Genomic DNA, 18,724 nt, shown 5'->3' with positions numbered 1-18,724 from the left:
CGGGCCGCGTCCGCCTAGCGCGACCTGACTTGGCCCGAACTTGTCGGTGGTGGCTGCGATGATGAGGTCATGTTGTCGACCGCATGCGCTGACGCCGGGGTGGTCACTGCGAGTGACCGTCTTGAGGTGTTGTTCGGAGAGTTGGCGGAGTTGAGCGGTCAGCGCAACGCGATTGATGGGCGCATTGTGGAGATCGTGGCCGAGATTGATCGTGACCAATTGTGTGGTGTGACCGGGGCGCGGTCGGTGCCGGCGTTGGTGGCCTGGAAGCTGGGTTGTTCGTCGGCAAATGCGCACACGCTGAGCGCCATCGCGGGCAGGCTGCAGGAGTTTCCGCGCTGTGTTCAGGGTCTGCGGGAGGGTCGGTTGTCGGCCGATCAGGTCGGGGTGATCGCCGCACGCGCCGGGCAGGGATCTGATGAGCATTACGCGCAGCTGGCCGCGGTCGCCACGGTCAGTCAGCTGCGCACGGCGGTCAAGCTGGAACCGCGACCTGAACCCCACCCTCTGCCCGAGCCCGAGCGCGAGCGTTCGATCACCGCGACCGCCACTGAGTGGGGCGCCTGTTATCGGATCACGCTGGGACATTTGGATGCCGCGAAGTTCGATGCCGCGTTGGCCTCTCATCGTGACGCGTTGGTCGCGGAGTGGAAACGCGACCACGGTGAGGGTGACCGCGCCGGTGATCAGGTGCCGCCGTTGCCGGGCACGGTCGAGGCGTTTATGCGTTTGGTGGAGGCGGGTTGGGATGTCGAGGCCTCCCGCCGCCCGCAGGGGCAGCACACCACGGTCGTGGTGCACCTTGATGTCGCCCAGCGCGCTGCGGCATTGCATCTGGGTCCGCTGCTGTCTGATTCGGATCGCCGATATTTGACCTGTGATGCCACCTGTGAGGTGTGGTTCGAACGTCACGGTGAGCCCATCGGTGCCGGCCGGTCGACGCGGGTGATCAGCCGGCGGTTGCGCCGTGCGCTCGAGCACCGCGACGGCATGTGTGCGGTTCCTGGCTGTGGTGCGACCCGGGGTTTGCACGCTCATCACATCCGGCATTGGGAGGACGGCGGCCCTACCGAGTTGGCCAATCTGGTGCTGGTGTGTCCCTATCACCATCGGCTGCACCATCGTGGCCTGATCACCATCACCGGACCCGCGCACGCTCTGGTGGTCACGGACGAGGACGGCAGAATCCTGAGCGCGGGATCGCTGGCACGCCCACCCACTGGACCACCGCCCGCGGTGGCGCCCTGCCCGGGACCTATCGGCGAACGCGCCGACTGGTGGTGGTATGACCCCTTCCAACCCCAACCACCACCGACAAACAACTAGCTCGGTCACCGGGGCCGGCCGCTACCGGCACTGTGTTGACGATCAAACATGTTGGTGCATGGGGGAATTGGTTCATTCTTCGACCTATGCCAACCGGATTCGATTGAGTTGGAGTCCGATTAACGCAGCATCGTGGCCACGATCCCGGCGAGGTAACCCAGGCGCGCGACCTCCGAAGGACGGAATTCGGGACCCGGGCGGCCGAGCACCACCGCGGTGTGCGGGTCCCCCAGCGGGGCCGCGACCATCGTCATGTCCATGTCGCGCCATGCCTTCGGCACCCACTCGGCGTCGCTGTCCAGCGACACGGCCCGCTCGAGGGGCAGCCACGGGGCCGAGTCCGCCTTGGTCTCCGGGGCGCCGCGGCTGCCGGCCAGGCGCTGCAGCTCTCCATCCGCACTCCGCAAGACCGTGCACCAGCTGACGCGCAGCACCTTGGGCGCCTCGTTGGCCAGCACCTGCAGCCTGGACGCCTTGTCGCCGGCCGCGGCGACGTGGTCGAGCAGCTCCAGCTCGCGGTGCGCCTCGAGCAGGCCGGTGTGCGGGCGCACGCTGTCCACCCGGACCCCGGGCAGTGATTCGGCGGCGGTGATCAGCGAGTCGGGCATCGCCCCCGGCGGCAGCTCGATGACCAGGTCGTCGATCGCGTATCCGGAGCTTCGCTCCACGACGTCGAGCGACAAGATGTCGGCTCCCACCGAACCGAGCGCCACCGCCAGCGACCCCAGGCTTCCCGGGCGGTCGACCAGCTCGATGCGCAACAGATAGGAGGGCACGGCCAACACTGTTGCACAGCGATGTGTCGGCGGCATTTCGGCGGTGCGCCGGCGCAACGGGTGACTGGTCGAGTGCGTCGTCATACAAATAAGCTGAGCGGGCTTGGTCGGCAGGTGTATAACAAGACGTGCCGCGGAACGGTGTGGAGCGCGAATATGCATGGTCAGATAGGCGCGGCACGAATTACCCAGGGGGCTCGATGTGACTGAAGGGTCGGAGTCGGCGGGGCGTTTTGGCGGGCCCAACCCGATCGGTGGCCCCAGCGCAAGTGGTGCGCCCAACGATTCGCCGCCGCCCCCACCACCGCCCGACGTGGTTCCCCCCGCTTTCGCGACACCAGGCGCGCTGACCGAAGGGGCGCCGCCCAGTTGGCAAGGGCCGCCATGGCCGGGGCCGCCGATCGCGTCGCAGCAACCAATGATGCATTTCGGACCGCCACCGCGAAAAAGCCGCAAGCGGTTGGTCATCGCCCTCATATCCGGTGTGGTCGTTGTCGTGATCGCGGCGGTCATCGCCATCGCGGTCACGCTCTCGGGCGGTGAGAAAAAACCGCTAACCGCGGTCGATGCGGTCAAAGGATATTTGGGGGCCCTGGCCCGCGGCGATGCCAAGGCCGCCCTTTCCTACGCCAAGGATCAACCCGCGACGACGCAGTTCCTCACCGACGACGTATTGAAGAAGCAGATCTCAAAGTGGCCCATCACCAACATTCGGGTTCTCGACAGCGACTCACTGTCGGTGCACGTGGCCGCCAACTTCGGTGACCAGACGTCGGATCAGAAGATGTTCGTGAAGCAGGTTGACGGCGGAGGCTGGAAGCTCGAGGCTGGCGCCATCAAGCTGACATTCTTCAGTTCGCAGAGCGCGAAAGCGGCGAGCACGCTCACGCTGTTCGGAAAGCCAGTCAACGCCGACCAGGCGACGTATGTGTTCCCGGGCTGGGTCGATTTCGGCAACAGCAACCCGAACATCACCCAGCGCACCCCAACTCGTCCCCTGTTGCTGGATGACTTGAATACCATCAGCTCGGGCACGTCGGTGAACCTGGACTACGACATCAGCGACGCGGGCCGCGCAGGGATTCAGACTGCGTTGAAGAATGCCTTCGCCGAATGTGCCAAGTCCACGCAGCTGCGGCCGCCTAACTGCCCTCAGATGGCGCTGGCCTCGGACTTGGTCGACGGAACGGCGCAATGGGTGCCACCGACCGATATCAGTGGAATGACGATCGGATCTTTCGACGCCGAGAAGATGGCGGTCAACGTCTACGGAATCGTCGATTTTCAATTGACGGCAAAGTCGGCGTCCGGAGCGCCCGACACGGGAAGGGTGCCGACGCTGGCGAAAGCGGTTGCTGATCTCACCAAAAGTCCACCCGCGATCTCCTTCAAGTAAGTCAGCATGCGACCAAATGTGATCAACGGGGCGACAGCGTGACGGAGCAGAACTGGGGACCACCCGGAGGCCCTTCGCCGGGCGGTTCGTCAGGCGGTATGCCGTATCCGGGGAGCGGTGCCGACACACCGATGCCCCCGTCCGGGCCGCCGCCCTATTTCGCGAACGGGCCGCAGGCGTTCTCGCCCACGGGATTTCCGCCTCCCGGCGGGTGGCCGCCACCGCCCAAGCGGCGCAAGCCACTTGTGATCACCCTTGTCGCTGGAGTGGCGGTGCTGGTGATCGTCGGTGTGGTCTTGGCGATCGTGTTGATGACGGGCAACGGCGCGAGCTCCAAGCAAGTGGGCAACGGCAGCGCCGGAGATGTGGTCAAGGCATATCTCGAGGCGCTGGCCAAGGGGGACGCCGATATCGCGCTGGGGCTTGCCGCCGGGAAGCCGGCATCGAATGAATTCCTCACCAAAGAGATGCTCAAGCAGCAGATCGACCATTGGCCGATAAAAAACATTGCGATACTTGAAGATTCGTCCAAAGTTGATCCGGGCGATTTCGCCATCGTGAAGGCCGCCGCAGACTTCGGTGACAACCACTCTCAGGGTCAGATTCAGGTGAGAAAATCCGACGGTGTCTGGAAGATGGTCAGTTCGGCCATCAACATCTCCGGTCTCATGCAAGGTCTGCTCGGAGACGCGGCGGGCAGCCTGACCATTTTGGGCAAGCCGCTGGCGCAGGGTCAGCACGCCTACGTGTTTCCCGGTTACCTCGGTATCTCGTCGGTGCGCTACGTCGACGTGATCGCTCAACCTGTGTTGCTCGAATCCCTGCTAGGGGATAACCCCGCGCTGATCAACGTCGCATTCGCGATCAACGACGCGGGCCACGCCGCGATCACCGCCGCGCTCGAGACATGGCTCAACGGATGCCTTACCGCGCCCGATCGCTTCTTCAAATGCCCCACGATGCAGCGGGATACGCCGATCAACCCGACGACCGCAAAAATTACCGGACCGATCGAATTCAGCGGGCTGACCCAAAACTTGATGCCGATGACGCTAAGTGTGCTGACCACCGGAATCGCGAATTACAGCGCCACCGCGCAAACCTCAAGTGGCACAACGGCAAACTTCCAAGACACAGTTTCGTTCGAAATGGCAGTCAATCTGGCCAAAGAGCCGCCCACCGTAGGGCCACTTCGATAGGTGAACATGACCACGACTCGCACCCAGCCCAATCAACAGGAGATGGAACACGTCTACCGCGTGGTCACCGCCATCTCACAAACCTTCGCGCGCAAAGTTGTGGGCCAGGATTATCTGCGCGAGTCGTTGTTGCTCGGCATGCTCGCCGGGGGCCATATCCTGCTGGAAGGCGTTCCGGGACTGGCTAAGACAACGGCGGCGCGCGTGATCGCCGACGCCATTTCCGGCGGTTTTCGTCGCATCCAGTGCACACCTGACTTGCTGCCCAGCGACATCATCGGAACCCAGATCTATGACTCTTCGACCAATTCCTTCAGCACACAGTTGGGTCCAGTGCACACCAACATCGTGCTCCTGGACGAAATCAACCGCTCGAGCGCGAAGACACAGAGCGCGATGCTGGAAGCCATGGAGGAACGACAGACCACCATTGCCGGTCAGGTGCACCCCATACCCGACCCGTTTCTCGTGATCGCCACGCAGAACCCGGTCGATCAGGAGGGCACGTATCCACTCTCCGAGGCGCAGACCGACAGGTTCATGATCAAGGAGGTGCTTCGCTACCCGTCACCCGATGACGAGGTGGAGGTGATCGCAAGGATGGACGCGGGAGTTTACGACCGAGGCGAAAAGGCGCCTGCCGTGGTCACTCTCGATGAAATCGTGCGGCTGCAGTACATCGTTCGCAATGTCCACATGGATCCGGTGCTGATTCGCTACGCGAGCCAGCTCGTGCACGTGACCAGGAACCCCAATCAATTTCTGCCACCCGAACAGGCTCGCCTGGTGCAGTACGGTGCCAGCCCGCGCGCGACCATCGCCTTCTGTAGGACGGCTCGGGCATTGGCCGTGTTGTCGGGTCGTAACCACGTCATGCCCGACGATATCCGCAAGCTGGCGCATCGAGTGTTGCGCCACCGGCTGATCCTCGGATTCGAGGCTGTCGCCGTCGACGTCACTCCCGAAATGGTGATAGACGCCGTGCTGCAATCGGTCCGGGTGCCCTGACGCCTGCCATGGGCCGACACCTGAACCGAGCCAAATCGTACTTCGGGACGGACACCCGTCGAATGCTCGAAGGCGGCCGGTATGCCTTGCTGCACACCAGAAGCCTGGAGCTGGACGACCTACGGCCATACGTCCCCGGGGACGATGTGCGCGATATCGATTGGAAGGCTTCGGCGCGGTCGGGCTCCGTGCTCATCAAGCGATTCGTCTCGGAAAAGCATCACAAGATCCTGCTGGTGGCCGACGCTGGCCGGAACATGTCGGCGCTGGCCGCGGGCGGCGAGCTGAAGCGCGATGTGGCCGCCAACGTGATGGGTGCTGTGGGACTCATCGCTATGGGGCGAAGCGACGAAATCGGCATCATATACGGGGATTCACGAGGCTCCGCGGCGATTCGTAGCCAACGTGGCGAGACGCACATCGAAAGCATCCTGGAGCGCTTCTACCAGAACAGCATTGGCGACGTCGGCGCCAGCAACATCACCACCCAGCTCGAATTCGTGGCGCGAGCGCAGCGCCGGCGCCTGCTGCTCGTCGTCGTATCCGACGAGCCCGACATCACCCCCGCCCTCGATGACACTCTCAAGCAGCTGAGCGGGAGGCACGAACTCATCTGGCTCATGATCGCAGACATGCCGGCGACCGGGTCGATGGACGGCGAGCAGGACGGCTTCGACGTGGCCACCGGGCGCTTCGTGCTCGGCGGAGCGGCCTTGGGACCGCGTGTGGTGGCCGCCTACCAGGCGGCCGAGCAACGCAGGGCCGCACAGCTCGACGCATTCCTGACCGCACGCCAGGTACGTTGGGCCCGAATCGCCGCCAGTGCCGAAATACGCCCGAAGATGGTCGAGCTCACCGAGGCGTATCGCAATGCCGGGTGACGATCTGCTCCGCTTCATCGGGGGTCCGCTGCCCTTCCCGTCGTGGTGGCGCGTGCTCGGCGTCGTCTTGGTACTCGCGGTGATCGCCTGGTACGCAGCTATTTTCGTATGGACGTTGCCGCCGTCGCGGTTGCGTCGGCTACCGGGAATCCGGGTCATCCACCGGTGGATCAATCGCCGTCGATTTCTTACCTCGATACGTAAGGTCGATGCCCACTACCGCGACGGCGGCCTGACCCATGCCCAGGCCAGCGCGCAAATCAGCCGAGCGGTGCGCAGTTTCCTCTATGTCGCGACCGGGGTCCGGGCCCAATACCTGCATGTCGAGGAGCTGGCCGGTGGCCGGCTTGCCGCGGCCGCACCAATTCTTGACGGCTGCAACGATTCCCAATTCAACCCCGAAGCGCGGGTTGATGTGGCCGCGTTGAGCCGCTCGGCAGAGGAGTTGGTCTCCTCGTGGATCTGAAATGGTGGCCGGTGGTCGTGATCGGCCTGTTAAGCCTGGCGGCCTCAACTGCGGCGGCTGCGCTGCTACCGATGGCCCAAGTGCGCCGGGCCCTTAGACCCCTCGCGCACATCGACCGGCTCACCCGATTACCGGAGTATGCGCGTGTCTACCGGCTGTACTTCTTTTCCGTGATCGTGACCGGGGTATTGCTGCTGGCGACATTTCTCACCGCGTTAACCGCCAGCGCCCGACCGGCCGGGATGTCGTCATCGACTCGCGCCTTCGACACTGCCTACCCCGAGGACGTAATGCTGTGCGTCGGCGAATCCGTAAGCGATCGCACCACGGCTGATTTTCTCAACCATTACGTCGCATATGCGGCCCAATTGAAGCAAACCGACGCGATCCGGATCGGGCTCACCTCAACAACATTGCGCGTCGTCCCGCTCACCCGCGATTATCACTATGTCGCCGACCGGCTCAAATCTTTGGCGGGACTTGCCCCGATACAACAAGACCTCGATGGTCGAAAACCGGTATCTAATGCACGACGCGCAGCGCTTCAACGTGGAGTCGACGAATTTTCCCGCCCGGTCGACTATGTCGACTACGCCCCGAGCCTCAATGATGTGCTCGCGCTGTGTATGACGGGCTTTCCGTCGCACGAAACACGCAGTGAACATCGCCGGCAGTTGATCTACCTCGGTCCGAGCGCCTTGCGCGATTCCTCAGATCATCGTCCGCCGCTGTTCTCCGATGACGCCGTCCGACACATGGCCGAGCAGGCGGGCGTCCAGATCAATGCCGTCGCACGATCGGATATCGCCGCGTTGTCGACCAAGGACAACGATTCCTTGCGCGCGATTGCCGAAGCCAGCGGCGGCAAGTTTTTCCTCTACAACCCGGTGGGGGCCGCTCAAGCCGACAATGGCACCGACCCCACCCTGATCCGCTACCTCGACCAGATTCGGTCCAACGCCCCCAAGGCCGAACTGCCTGGCGGCCAAGTCATCAGCAGCCGATCTTGGGATTCACCCGAGCCCCTGCTGATCGCCGGGGTCGTGGCCGCCGCGTTGCTTTGCGTCTCGCTGGCGGTGTTGCGGCGATGACTTTCTACCCCGTACTGCCGACGGTGTTGCTGCTGGTGATCGCCGCGGTGCTGCTCGCCATCCGCATGGCCGCGCTGTACCGGTTGCTACTTCGCACGGGTACCGGACGATATAGGAGAGTAGCGATCCGCTGGAGCGGGCTCACAGTCGCGGTCATCCTGCTTCTGCTCGCGGCCTTACGACCCGGGTTCGACAACGATCGCGGCTCGTATTCGGTAGACCTGAACCCGTCGGCGAAGTTTGACCCAAACCTGAACGTGTTCTTTGTCGTTGACCGATCCGTGAACTCGCGGGTCGAGGACTTCGGCGATGGAAAATCTCGCATGTCGGGCATCCGCGCAGACATCCGTGCCCTGATCGACGAATACCCGCACGCGCGCTTCTCGTTGATCTCGTTTGCCAGTAAGGCCTCGTTGGACTGGCCTCTTTCCGACGACGCGTGGAGCTTGCAATCGATGGTGGACGGGCTGTCGCCCTATACGCTGGTGGCGCCGGACGCGGCATACCAAACTGACCCTGTCATCGCCCGAGAATTGTTGAGCGACAAGCTGAAAGACGCGGCGACAATATATTCCGGTTCGAAGTCGCTGGTGTTTTATTTCGGCGAGGGGGCGGCGGGTTCGCGCGTGCCGATGGCGCCGTTCAACGTCGATCGCGGCCAGGTCGCCGGTGGTGCGGTGCTCGGTTACGGGACCCTGGCGGGCGGCCCTATCCCCGCGGGGTGGGTGGACGGCACGAAGGCGTATCAGAGCGACCCCAGCGGCAACGGTGCGGCGCTGAATTCGGTGGTCGACGAAGCCCGGCTGAAAAACATCGCCGCGCAACTCGGCGTGCCCTACTTTCATCGCGAAAAAGGACAGCCCATCGGCGGGGTCTTGCCGCCGGTGGACCACAACGCGATGGTGCGACATGACGGTCACAAAGTGACGGCGCAGTTGCTCGACCGCCGCGAAATGTACTGGGTTTTTACACTGACCGCCGCTGCGCTGCTACTGACGGAGATCGCCCTGACGATTCGTGAGTATCGACGAAATCGTATGTCGCGGCGGGACGTCGCACGATGATGCTGAGAAAGGCGCCGCGGGCGGCGCTGCGCAACCTCGGCGAGCGTGTGATCGCCGCGTTTCGCCCGTCGTCCGCGCGTATCCGGCTTCGCAGAAGGCTGTATGTATTCTCCGCGCCGGTGGCCATCCTGGTGCTGTTGATCGCATTCAAGATGATTGCCGTTGGCGTCGTCGGGGACAGGACGATAGCCGATTTCGACCGCCATGACATCGAGGCGCTGCGCCACGACCTGTCTTCGCTCGGCATCTTCGACGTGATCGACCCGGCCAAGACGTCATTTGCGGCCGGCGATTTGAACGTCTTGGAGGGTCGCCTGCACGAGGCCGACGGGCATTTCTCGAAATCTTTGACTCGCACCGACACGGCACAATCCTGTCCCGTGCGGATCAACCTACTTCTGGTACGAGAAGCGTTAGGGGACTTGGCTACTCGCTCCGGAAACCGCGACGAGGCCGAACGGTTCTACACGAAGGCGATGGCGTTGGCCAGCGATGCCCCCCCGGCATGCTTCGCAGGCAACACCGACCCCAATCCCGACCGGCGCGCGATCAGAAATTCCGCGACAACCCGGTTGCAGCAGAAATTGGACCTGCTCCACGCGCCACCAGGTGCGCCGCTCCCGCCGGCCGCCACGGTGACGCGCCAGCCGCCGCCCACCTCGCTCACCCCTGCCAGTCCGGCGCCGTCCATACCCGGTCTGCCACCGTCGAGCCCACCGCCTTCGACACCGCCGTCGAGCTCCGCACCGTCGAGCCCGCCGCCATCGCAGCCCGCGACAGACAACGGTCCGGGGCCGAACATGCCCGAACTGCCGCAAACCGGCACGGCAGACATCCCGGTGATAGGGCCCGATAACCCAAATGACGATCCGAACGCGGGCGGCGTGCTGAACCCTGTCTCGCCGGACAGGATTCCCATCGCCGGCAACGGGGGCGTTGTCGGGCATCGCCTCGGCACTGGCGATCCGATGGACCTACTGCGACGTCTGCTCGACAACTCCAACGCCTACGGCGGCAACCAGGAATGAATTGTTCTTGAAGGAAACCCACGACGAGTCCATGACCGGATTCGGATTAGGCTTTGCAGTCGTGTCCCAGATCTCCCGCGACGAGGTAGCGCACCTGGCCCGGCTGTCCAGGCTCGCGTTGACCGACAGCGAGCTCGACAGCTTCGCCGGCCAACTCGACGCCATCCTGACCCACGTCAGCCAGGTGCAGGCGGTCGACGTCACCGGCGTCGAGGCGACCGACAACCCGCTCAAGGACGTCAACGTCACCCGCCCCGACGAGCCGGCCCCCTGCCTGACGCAGGCCGAAGCGCTGGCCGAGGCGCCGTCGGCCGTCGACGGCCGCTTCGCGGTCCCGCAGATCCTGGGGGACAGCGAGTGAACGAGGTCATCCGATCCGACGCCGCCACGCTGGCCGCCCGGATCGCCGCCAAGGAGCTGTCGTCGGTCGAGGTCACCCAGGCGTGCCTGGACCAGATCGAGGCGACCGACGATCGCTACCACGCCTTCCTGCACGTGGCGGCCGACGAGGCGCTCGGCGCGGCCGCCGTCGTCGACGAGGCGGTGGCCGCGGGCGAGCGGCTGCCGTCGCCGCTTGCCGGGGTGCCGCTGGCGCTCAAGGATGTCTTCACCACCGTCGACATGCCCACCACCTGCGGGTCCAAGATCCTCGAGGGCTGGCGCGCCCCCTATGACGCCACCGTCACCTCGCGGTTGCGCGCCGCGGGCATCCCGATCCTGGGCAAGACCAACATGGACGAGTTCGCGATGGGCTCCTCGACCGAGAACTCCGCGTACGGCCCCACCCGCAACCCGTGGAACGTCGACCGGGTGCCCGGCGGCTCCGGCGGCGGCAGCGCGGCCGCCTTGGCCGCATTCCAGGCGCCGCTGGCCATCGGGACCGACACCGGCGGTTCCATTCGGCAGCCCGCCGCGCTGACCGCGACCGTCGGCGTCAAACCGACTTACGGCACGGTGTCGCGCTACGGCCTGGTGGCGTGCGCGTCGTCGCTGGATCAGGGCGGCCCGTGCGCGCGCACTGTGCTGGACACCGCGCTGCTGCATCAGGTGATCGCCGGGCATGACACCCGCGACTCGACGTCCGTCGACGCGGCCGTTCCCGACGTGGTCGGCGCGGCGAAGGCCGGGGCGGCCGGCGACCTCAAGGGTGTGCGCGTCGGCGTGGTCAAGCAGCTGCGCGGCGAGGGGTATCAGCCCGGAGTGCTGGCCTCGTTCGAGGCCGCCGTCGCGCAGCTGACCGCGCTGGGCGCCGAGGTGAGCGAAGTCGACTGCCCGCACTTCGAGTACGCGCTGTCGGCCTACTACCTGATCCTGCCGTCGGAGGTGTCGAGCAACCTGGCGCGCTTCGACGCGATGCGCTACGGGCTGCGGATCGGCGACGACGGCAGCCACAGCGCCGAGGAGGTGATGGCACTGACCCGCGCCGCCGGCTTCGGCCCGGAGGTCAAGCGGCGCATCATGATCGGCACCTACGCGCTCTCGGCCGGCTACTACGACGCCTACTACAACCAGGCTCAGAAGGTGCGCACCCTGATTGCCCGCGATCTGGACGAGGCCTATCGGTCCGTGGACGTCGTGGTGTCGCCGGCGACCCCGACGACGGCGTTCGGCCTCGGGGAGAAGGTCGACGATCCGCTGGCGATGTACCTGTTCGACCTGTGCACCCTGCCGCTGAACCTGGCCGGTCATTGCGGTATTTCGGTGCCCTCGGGCCTCTCGCCGGACGACGACTTGCCGGTCGGCTTGCAGATCATGGCGCCCGCGCTGGCCGACGACCGCCTGTACCGGGTCGGCGCCGCCTACGAAGCGGCCCGCGGGCCGCTGCCAACCGCGATCTGAGGTTTGCTCGCGCCACTAGGCCGCCGCCCGGCAAGATAGGACGTATGCGGATCGGAGTGCTCACCGGAGGCGGCGACTGCCCCGGGCTCAACGCCGTCATCCGGGCGGTGGTGCGTACGTGCGACTCCCGGTACGGCTCCTCGGTGGTCGGATTCCAGGACGGGTGGCGCGGGTTGCTGGAGAACCGGCGCGTCCAGCTGCAGAACGACGACCGCAACGACCGCCTGCTGGCCAAGGGCGGAACGATGCTGGGCACCGCCCGCGTGAATCCCGACAAGCTGCGGGCCGGGCTCAACCAGGTGAAGCAGACTCTCGACGACAACGGGATCGACGTCCTCATCCCGATCGGCGGGGAAGGCACGCTGACGGCCGCGCACTGGCTCTCGGAGGAGAACGTGCCCGTGGTCGGCGTCCCGAAGACAATCGACAACGACATCGATTGCACGGACGTGACTTTCGGCCACGACACCGCGTTGACCGTCGCCACCGAGGCGATCGACCGGTTGCACAGCACCGCCGAGTCCCACCAGCGCGTGATGCTGGTGGAGGTGATGGGCCGGCACGCGGGCTGGATCGCGCTGAACGCGGGCCTGGCTTCCGGCGCGCACATGACGCTGATCCCCGAGCAACCCTTCGATGTCGAAGAGGTCTGCCGGCTCGTCAAACGCCGCTTCCAGCGCGGAGATTCACACTTCATCTGCGTGGTCGCCGAGGGCGCCAAACCGATACCTGGCTCGATTGCGTTGCGGGAGGGCGGAATTGACGAATTCGGCCACGAGAAATTCACCGGTGTGGCCGCGCAGCTGGGCGCCGAGGTGGAGAAGCGCATCAACAAGGACGTCCGGGTGACGGTGCTGGGCCACGTCCAGCGCGGCGGCACCCCGACGGCGTATGACCGGGTGCTGGCCACCCGGTTCGGCGTGAACGCGGCCGACGCGGCGCATGCCGGCGAATACGGCCAGATGGTGTCGCTGCGGGGCCAGGACATCGGCCGGGTGCCGTTGGCCGATGCGGTACGCCAGCTCAAGCTGGTACCCGAGAGCCGCTACGACGACGCCGCCGCTTTCTTCGGTTAGGCCCTCCGGGCGAACAACCGGTGGCGGGGGATCGGCCGCGGCGTGAACGTGCCGGCAAATGGCCTATGTGGTGCGCAATCAGCGCATCTTGGTGGTTTCCGGACCCGTGCATAGCGGCTATACCAGGGTATGAGCAACCGTGGTGCAAGTCGCGGCGACGTTCAGCAATCTATGGGATCGGCGGGACCGCCGGGCCCGCCACACCACGACCCGCGTCCGCCCGGGTGGCGCGCCGGCGCCGGCCCGTCGGACACCACGGTGCCGCAACCCCGCGATCCCGCCCGCCGTCGCCCGGGACCGCCGCCCCACCCGGGGCCGATGCTGGGCGAGACGGCGCTGGACCGCTTCGACCACCCCGATACCGACGCCAGGCTCAACTGGCGAGGGCTGATCCACAAGGTCACCGGGATCGATCTCGGACCCGGCAAAAACACCGCCTACGAAAACGAGCTGCGGGATCGCATCCGCGCGACCGTGGGGGGCGCCTTCCCGATCGCCGTCCTCAACCTCAAAGGCGGGGTCGGCAAGACCGCCGTGGTCGAGGGCCTCGGCTCGACCTTCGCCGCGGTGCGCAACGACCGGGTGCTCGCCCTCGACATCGACGCGGGCGACCTGGCGGAACGCCACGGCCGTCACAACCCGCACAGCATGGCCGACCTGCTCCGCGGCGGCCCGGCAACCCGCTACGAGGACATCCGGGCGCTGACCTATATGAACGGTTTCGGGCTGGAAGTGCTCGGATTGCCGGACTACGCGCGCACCGACTGGCGCCTGGAGCGCCGTGACGTCCTGCGGGTGTTCTCGATGCTGCGAAATCAGTATTCGGTGGTGCTCGTCGATTGCGTGAAGTCGCTCAATTCCACTGTGATGGAGGCGGTTCTGCCGGAGTCGCGGGCCCTCGTGGTGGTCACGAGCACCTCCATCGATGCGATACGCAAGACCCAGACGACCCTGGAGTGGCTGTGCCACAACGGGTATCAACGACTGATGACGTCGACCGTGCTCGCGGTCAATCACCTCGAGCCTGCCAAGGTGGAAGGCGTGGCCGTCACGGAACTCGACCGACTGTCCGCGCGCGTCGCCGCCACGGTGGTGCTGCCGTTCGACCGGCACGTGCACGAGGGCAGGAAGATCGCGCTGGACCGAATGAGCAAGGAGAGCCGGCGCAGCTACCTCGAGATGGCCGCCGTGCTGGCCGGGATGTTCCCGGGCAGGGGAGGGGAGCACGACCGCCACCACCATTAGGATCGAGCGCATGAGTGTTGCCGCCAGCGCCGACCTGATGGAGTACGACGACGTCATCGCGCGTTTCGACCCCGTCCTGGGCCTCGAGGTGCACGTCGAGCTGTCCACCGTCACCAAGATGTTCTGCGGCTGCACCACCGCGTTCGGCGCCGAGCCCAACACCCAGGTGTGCCCGGTGTGCCTCGGGCTGCCCGGCTCGCTGCCGGTGCTCAACCAGACCGCGGTGGAGTCGGCCATCCGGATCGGGCTGGCGCTCAATTGCGAGATCGTGCCCTGGTGCCGCTTCGCCCGGAAGAACTACTTCTACCCGGACATGCCGAAGAACTACCAGATTTCGCAGTACGACGAGCCCATCGCCATCAACGGCTACCTCGAGGCCCCGCTGGAAGACGGCAGCACCTGGCGGGTGGAGATCGAGCGCGCGCACATGGAGGAAGACACCGGCAAGCTCACCCACATCGGCAGCGAGACCGGTCGCATTCACGGCGCGACGACGTCGCTGATCGACTACAACCGCGCCGGGGTGCCACTGATCGAGATCGTCACCAAGCCCATCGTCGGGGCCGGGGACCGGGCGCCGCAGATCGCCCGGGCCTACGTGACGGCGTTGCGGGACCTGTTGCGCGCCTTGGACGTATCCGATGTCCGGATGGATCAGGGTTCGATGCGCTGTGACGCCAACGTGTCGCTGAAGCCGACCGGTCAGGCCGAGTTCGGTACCCGCACCGAAACCAAGAACGTCAACTCGCTCAAAAGCGTCGAGGTGGCCGTGCGCTACGAGATGCAGCGTCAGGCCGCGGTTCTGGCCTCGGGCGGCCAGATCACCCAGGAAACCCGGCACTTTCACGAGTCGGGCTACACCAGCCCGGGCCGCGTCAAGGAGACCGCCGAGGACTACCGCTACTTCCCCGAGCCCGACCTGGAGCCCGTGGCGCCCAGCCGCGAACTGGTCGAGCGGCTACGGCAGACCATCCCCGAGCTACCGTGGTTGAGCCGCAAGCGAATTCAGGAAGAGTGGGGAATCTCCGACGAGGTGATGCGCGACCTGGTCAACGCCGGCGCGATCGAACTCGTCACTGCCACCATCGAACACGGCGCATCCAGCGAGCAGGCGCGCGCCTGGTGGGGAAACTTCTTGATGCAGAAGGCCAATGAGGCCAACGTCGCGCTCGACGAGCTAGCCATCACGCCCGCGCAGGTCGCCGCGGTGGTGGCTTTGGTCGACGAGGGCAAGCTGTCCACCAAACTGGCGCGCCAGGTCGTCGAGGGTGTGCTGGCCGGGGAGGGCGAGCCCGAGGAAGTGATGACCGCCCGCGGCCTGGCGCTGGTGCGTGACGACTCGGTCACCCAGGCCGCCGTCGACGAGGCGCTGGCCGCCAATCCCGATGTGGCGGAGAAGATCCGGGGCGGAAAGGTGGCCGCGGCGGGCGCGATCGTCGGGGCGGTGATGAAGGCCACCCGCGGGCAGGCCGACGCCGCCCGGGTGCGCGAACTTGTCCTGGCGGCCTGCGGCCAGGGCTAGCCCCACCACCTCGCGAAAGTGCGGTTGTCGACGGCGCTTCTCGCAAATGCGTCGCCAGTTGCACTTTCGCGAAAATGGGCTGGCCCGCGCTACGTCTTGTCGTCGTTGTTGCGGGGGAAGCCACCGCCCTGCGGGAAGAGCGGGAACACCACGTCGTCCAGCTTCTCGGCGTCGCCCGCCGTCTTGTTTACGGTTGCGCCCCAGACGTTTCCATCGGGTGACATGCGTAGCGCCCACGCGTGCGCGTGGGTGTCTTTGCGGACGACGTCGGGTTCACCGGTGACCGCACCCGTGGTCGGAGCCAGCCGGACCGCCACCGTCAGTTTGGTGTTGATCAGGTTGACCAGCACCGTGCCGTCCATCGCCGCGCATCCGGCCACGCCGGGTTTGTCCGGCCAGGTCCACACCGTGGAGACGTCCGACGTTTTGGTGATGCGCTGCAACCGATCTGCGGTCGGCGTGCGGTCGGCGACATACAGCGAGCCGTCCACCGGGTCGATGCACAAGCCGCCGCCCGAACCCACGCCGGACAGCGCCGTGGTCGGCGGCGCCTGACCGATGGTGGTCGGCTGCTCGATGCGCAGCACCTTGCCGGCCAGCGAATTGGGGTCGGCGGCCATCGCCGGGTTACCGGCGTCGCCGGTCAGCACGACCAGCGTGGTGGGACTGGTGAAGATCAACGCCCCGGCGTTGCCGGTGGCGCCCTTGGGGATTCCGGTCAGGATGTCCTTCGGGATGTCGCCGTCGGCGATCCGGATGACCCGGTTGTCGGTCGGAGTGCTGACGTAGGCGTACATCAGGCGGTCTTGGGTGTAGGTGGGTGAGAGCACGATGTCCATCAGCCCGCCATCCCCGGACGGGTCGACGGGAATGACCATCTTCACCTTCGGCTCGGCGCTGACCGAGATCTCCTTGACCGCGCCGGTGGTGCGCTCGGCGACCAGCGCGGTTTTGCTGTCGGGCCCCATGATCAGGCCGCTGGTGCTCTCCAGGCAGCCCTGCATGACGCCCGGCGCCGGGCAGGCCTTCGGGAACGGGGTGGGCGGCAGCGGCGGCGGCGGGGGAGGCGTCGAGCTGGGCTGCGGCTTCAATTCCGGGGCGGTGGTGAACGGTTGTGATTGCGCGTCGTTGAAGCGCGCGCACCCGCTCGTCACCAGCACGAGGGCACACAGCGCGGCGAGCCCGCGCCGAACCGACCGCCCCGATCGCCCTAGTCGCATGACCGTCAGGCTACGGACATCGCCTGCGCCGCCGCCACACACGTCCCGCTTGCCCGCCGCCGAAAACTCGATCGGGTCCCACTTTCCGGCCGTCGCCGCCGGGCGTCGAATCGTGCCGTCGGGGCCCTCCAGACCGGCTCGGGGGCCAATTTCGGACCGATCCGGGCGTATTTGGCGGTCAAACCGCCGATTGCCTGGCGAAAGCGCCGCTCAAATCCCCAATTCGGGGGCCATCTGCCCTTACCCTGACTCCCGTGACCAGTCAACCGAATGACGCAGATTGGCAGCGGCCCGGCGAATCCCCGGAGCCGACCCCGGGACGCCCCGCCTCGGCGCGTCTGGTCGACCCCGAAGATGATCTGACGCCGGTCGGCTACCCCGGCGACTTCAACCCGTCAACGGGGACCACCACCGTCATCCCCTACGGCGCCGCCGCGGCGATGGCCGGGTCCGGGGCCGGGGGTTACAACCTGCTGGAACACCAGGAGCCGCTGCCGTATGTCCAGCCGCATTCGGCCGCCCGGCACGCGGCGCCCGACTCCGTGGAGATCGACGAGGACGAGCACGACGACCGGTTGCACGACGTCGGCCGGCGCGGAACCCAGCACCTCGGTTTGCTGGTGTTGCGGGTCGGGCTGGGAGTGGTGCTCGGCGCCCACGGTCTGCAGAAGCTGTTCGGCTGGTGGGGCGGCTCGGGAGTGACCGGCTTCAGGAACTCACTGTCCGACGTCGGCTACCAGCACGCCGACATCCTCGCCTACGTGAGCGCCGGCGGCGAGCTGGTGGCCGGTGTGCTGCTGGTGCTGGGCCTGTTCACGCCGCTGGCCGCGGCCGGCGCGCTGGCATTTTTGATCAACGGTCTGTTGGCCACCGTCTCGGCGCGGCCGCACACCCACACCTTCTCGTTCTTCCTGCCCGAGGGGCACGAATACCAGCTCACCCTCATCGCCATGGCCGCCGCGGTCATCTTGTGCGGACCCGGCCGCTACGGTCTCGACGCGCGCCGGGGCTGGGCCCATCGGCCGTTCATCGGGTCCTTCGTCGCGCTGCTGGCCGGCGTCGCCGCCGGTATCGGCGTGTGGGTGGCGCTCAATGGCGTGAACCCGATCGGCTGAACCGGGCCGCCCTCACCGATAGGGGTTGGGAACCCGTCCCGAGCTGGCCGCGGTCAGCTCCGGCAGCGTCGAGAAGGTGACCGCCGGCAATCGCAGCTCGGCGCCGCTCTTGAGGCGGGCGCGTGCCCACGAACCGCGGTAGAAACGCAGTCCGTCGATGTCGTCCCAGTTCACGGTCTTGCTGCCCAGCAGCGTCCGGACGGTGACGCCGCGGTCGTCGGCGACGGTCCGTAGCCGGACGATCATCGCCGACAGCACCACCGGAACGAGCAGCAGCAGCGCGGACGGCGGCCACAGCATCACCGGGATCAGCAACCCCAGGGCCAAGAATCCGACGGCCAGATGCGCGATGGGCGACACCTTGATCACGAGAGGTGTTCGGGAAGACGGACCGGTAGCCACCCGACCATCATTTCACCCGGGGCGCCCGGACGATCCCGCGAGCGCTCCCGCGGCGGCGCCGCGCCCAACC

Annotated in this window: 18 protein-coding genes; 15 read left to right on the top strand and 3 right to left on the bottom strand. The window is 66.2% G+C overall.

Translation table 11 applies throughout. The annotated features are described in order from the left end of the window. The first annotated feature begins 69 nt into the window (after positions 1 to 69). Complete coding sequence (locus tag AC0KTM_RS17565) at positions 70 to 1,326, top strand: HNH endonuclease signature motif containing protein (RefSeq protein WP_238956534.1); 1,257 nt, start codon at positions 70 to 72, stop codon at positions 1,324 to 1,326. A gap of 119 nt (positions 1,327 to 1,445) precedes the next feature. On the opposite strand, the gene AC0KTM_RS17560 is transcribed toward AC0KTM_RS17565, so the two are convergent. Beyond that, entirely contained in the window at positions 1,446 to 2,102 is a 657-nt protein-coding gene (locus AC0KTM_RS17560) for an ACT domain-containing protein (protein ID WP_238957347.1), read from the bottom strand. A 421-nt stretch (positions 2,103 to 2,523) separates the two neighbouring features. On the opposite strand from AC0KTM_RS17560, the gene AC0KTM_RS17555 reads away from it, so the two are divergent. From AC0KTM_RS17555 to gatB, 13 genes are all read left to right on the top strand, one after another. Then, entirely contained in the window at positions 2,524 to 3,498 is a 975-nt protein-coding gene (locus AC0KTM_RS17555; protein ID WP_238956533.1) for a hypothetical protein, read from the top strand. 266 nt (positions 3,499 to 3,764) lie between these two features. Beyond that, on the top strand, positions 3,765 to 4,697 hold the full coding sequence (locus AC0KTM_RS17550; protein ID WP_238956532.1) for a nuclear transport factor 2 family protein: 933 nt from the start codon (positions 3,765 to 3,767) through the stop codon (positions 4,695 to 4,697). Positions 4,698 to 4,703: 6 nt separating this feature from the next. Further along, positions 4,704 to 5,705 (top strand): AAA family ATPase, encoded by a 1,002-nt coding sequence (locus tag AC0KTM_RS17545; RefSeq protein WP_238956531.1) that lies wholly within the window; start codon positions 4,704 to 4,706, stop codon positions 5,703 to 5,705. An 8-nt stretch (positions 5,706 to 5,713) separates the two neighbouring features. Beyond that, positions 5,714 to 6,586 (top strand): DUF58 domain-containing protein, encoded by an 873-nt coding sequence (locus tag AC0KTM_RS17540; protein ID WP_225330388.1) that lies wholly within the window; start codon positions 5,714 to 5,716, stop codon positions 6,584 to 6,586. Beyond that, the gene (locus AC0KTM_RS17535) at positions 6,576 to 7,052 is read left to right on the top strand and encodes a hypothetical protein (protein WP_238956530.1); all 477 of its coding nucleotides are present in this window, start codon (positions 6,576 to 6,578) and stop codon (positions 7,050 to 7,052) included. Before AC0KTM_RS17540 ends, AC0KTM_RS17535 begins: the two co-directional genes overlap by 11 nt. Next, the gene (locus tag AC0KTM_RS17530) at positions 7,043 to 8,143 is read left to right on the top strand and encodes a hypothetical protein (RefSeq protein WP_238956529.1); all 1,101 of its coding nucleotides are present in this window, start codon (positions 7,043 to 7,045) and stop codon (positions 8,141 to 8,143) included. The genes AC0KTM_RS17535 and AC0KTM_RS17530 overlap by 10 nt, the downstream gene beginning before the upstream one ends. Beyond that, positions 8,140 to 9,207, top strand: coding sequence for a vWA domain-containing protein (locus AC0KTM_RS17525; RefSeq protein ID WP_225330385.1), 1,068 nt, complete (start codon positions 8,140 to 8,142; stop codon positions 9,205 to 9,207). The genes AC0KTM_RS17530 and AC0KTM_RS17525 overlap by 4 nt, the downstream gene beginning before the upstream one ends. Then, complete coding sequence (locus tag AC0KTM_RS17520) at positions 9,204 to 10,235, top strand: tetratricopeptide repeat protein (RefSeq protein WP_225330384.1); 1,032 nt, start codon at positions 9,204 to 9,206, stop codon at positions 10,233 to 10,235. The genes AC0KTM_RS17525 and AC0KTM_RS17520 overlap by 4 nt, the downstream gene beginning before the upstream one ends. A gap of 61 nt (positions 10,236 to 10,296) precedes the next feature. Next, complete coding sequence (gene gatC / locus AC0KTM_RS17515) at positions 10,297 to 10,596, top strand: Asp-tRNA(Asn)/Glu-tRNA(Gln) amidotransferase subunit GatC (protein WP_009952003.1); 300 nt, start codon at positions 10,297 to 10,299, stop codon at positions 10,594 to 10,596. Then, on the top strand, positions 10,593 to 12,074 hold the full coding sequence (gene gatA / locus AC0KTM_RS17510) for an Asp-tRNA(Asn)/Glu-tRNA(Gln) amidotransferase subunit GatA (protein WP_225330383.1): 1,482 nt from the start codon (positions 10,593 to 10,595) through the stop codon (positions 12,072 to 12,074). The genes gatC and gatA overlap by 4 nt, the downstream gene beginning before the upstream one ends. Before the next feature lie 44 nt (positions 12,075 to 12,118). After that, positions 12,119 to 13,150: an ATP-dependent 6-phosphofructokinase gene (locus AC0KTM_RS17505; RefSeq protein WP_225330382.1), complete on the top strand. Its 1,032-nt coding sequence runs from the start codon at positions 12,119 to 12,121 to the stop codon at positions 13,148 to 13,150. 318 nt (positions 13,151 to 13,468) lie between these two features. After that, positions 13,469 to 14,395: a MinD/ParA family ATP-binding protein gene (locus AC0KTM_RS17500; RefSeq protein WP_308193083.1), complete on the top strand. Its 927-nt coding sequence runs from the start codon at positions 13,469 to 13,471 to the stop codon at positions 14,393 to 14,395. A 10-nt stretch (positions 14,396 to 14,405) separates the two neighbouring features. After that, complete coding sequence (gene gatB / locus AC0KTM_RS17495) at positions 14,406 to 15,917, top strand: Asp-tRNA(Asn)/Glu-tRNA(Gln) amidotransferase subunit GatB (RefSeq protein ID WP_238956526.1); 1,512 nt, start codon at positions 14,406 to 14,408, stop codon at positions 15,915 to 15,917. Positions 15,918 to 16,006: 89 nt separating this feature from the next. On the opposite strand, the gene AC0KTM_RS17490 is transcribed toward gatB, so the two are convergent. Continuing rightward, a complete protein-coding gene (locus tag AC0KTM_RS17490) occupies positions 16,007 to 17,137 on the bottom strand; it encodes a PQQ-dependent sugar dehydrogenase (RefSeq protein WP_225329129.1) in 1,131 nt (376 codons plus the stop codon). A gap of 254 nt (positions 17,138 to 17,391) precedes the next feature. Here AC0KTM_RS17490 and AC0KTM_RS17485 point away from each other — a divergent pair, with 254 nt between their 5' ends. After that, positions 17,392 to 18,252, top strand: coding sequence for a DoxX family protein (locus AC0KTM_RS17485; protein ID WP_238956525.1), 861 nt, complete (start codon positions 17,392 to 17,394; stop codon positions 18,250 to 18,252). A gap of 12 nt (positions 18,253 to 18,264) precedes the next feature. On the opposite strand, the gene AC0KTM_RS17480 is transcribed toward AC0KTM_RS17485, so the two are convergent. Further along, positions 18,265 to 18,621 carry a PH domain-containing protein gene (locus AC0KTM_RS17480; RefSeq protein WP_238957346.1) on the bottom strand — a complete coding sequence of 119 codons (357 nt, stop codon included), beginning with the start codon at positions 18,619 to 18,621 and terminating at the stop codon, positions 18,265 to 18,267. Positions 18,622 to 18,724 lie beyond the last annotated feature (103 nt).

The organism is Mycobacterium sp. NTMscope_Eco_3, from assembly GCF_976985685.1.
Note: the sequence above shows the minus strand (reverse complement) of the source record. Positions and strands in the feature narration are given on the sequence as shown.

Excerpts from the sequence above, each read along its gene's own strand:
- AC0KTM_RS17565 (WP_238956534.1), top strand. The coding sequence starts at position 70 with ATGTTGTCGACCGCATGCGCTGACGCCGGGGTGGTCACTGCGAGTGAC.
- AC0KTM_RS17555 (WP_238956533.1), top strand. The coding sequence starts at position 2,524 with ATGCATTTCGGACCGCCACCGCGAAAAAGCCGCAAGCGGTTGGTCATC.
- AC0KTM_RS17545 (WP_238956531.1), top strand. The coding sequence starts at position 4,704 with ATGACCACGACTCGCACCCAGCCCAATCAACAGGAGATGGAACACGTC.
- AC0KTM_RS17540 (WP_225330388.1), top strand. The coding sequence starts at position 5,714 with ATGGGCCGACACCTGAACCGAGCCAAATCGTACTTCGGGACGGACACC.
- AC0KTM_RS17535 (WP_238956530.1), top strand. The coding sequence starts at position 6,576 with ATGCCGGGTGACGATCTGCTCCGCTTCATCGGGGGTCCGCTGCCCTTC.
- AC0KTM_RS17525 (WP_225330385.1), top strand. The coding sequence starts at position 8,140 with ATGACTTTCTACCCCGTACTGCCGACGGTGTTGCTGCTGGTGATCGCC.
- AC0KTM_RS17520 (WP_225330384.1), top strand. The coding sequence starts at position 9,204 with ATGATGCTGAGAAAGGCGCCGCGGGCGGCGCTGCGCAACCTCGGCGAG.
- AC0KTM_RS17505 (WP_225330382.1), top strand. The coding sequence starts at position 12,119 with ATGCGGATCGGAGTGCTCACCGGAGGCGGCGACTGCCCCGGGCTCAAC.
- AC0KTM_RS17500 (WP_308193083.1), top strand. The coding sequence starts at position 13,469 with ATGCTGGGCGAGACGGCGCTGGACCGCTTCGACCACCCCGATACCGAC.
- gatB (WP_238956526.1), top strand. The coding sequence starts at position 14,406 with ATGAGTGTTGCCGCCAGCGCCGACCTGATGGAGTACGACGACGTCATC.
- AC0KTM_RS17490 (WP_225329129.1), bottom strand. The coding sequence starts at position 17,137 with ATGCGACTAGGGCGATCGGGGCGGTCGGTTCGGCGCGGGCTCGCCGCG.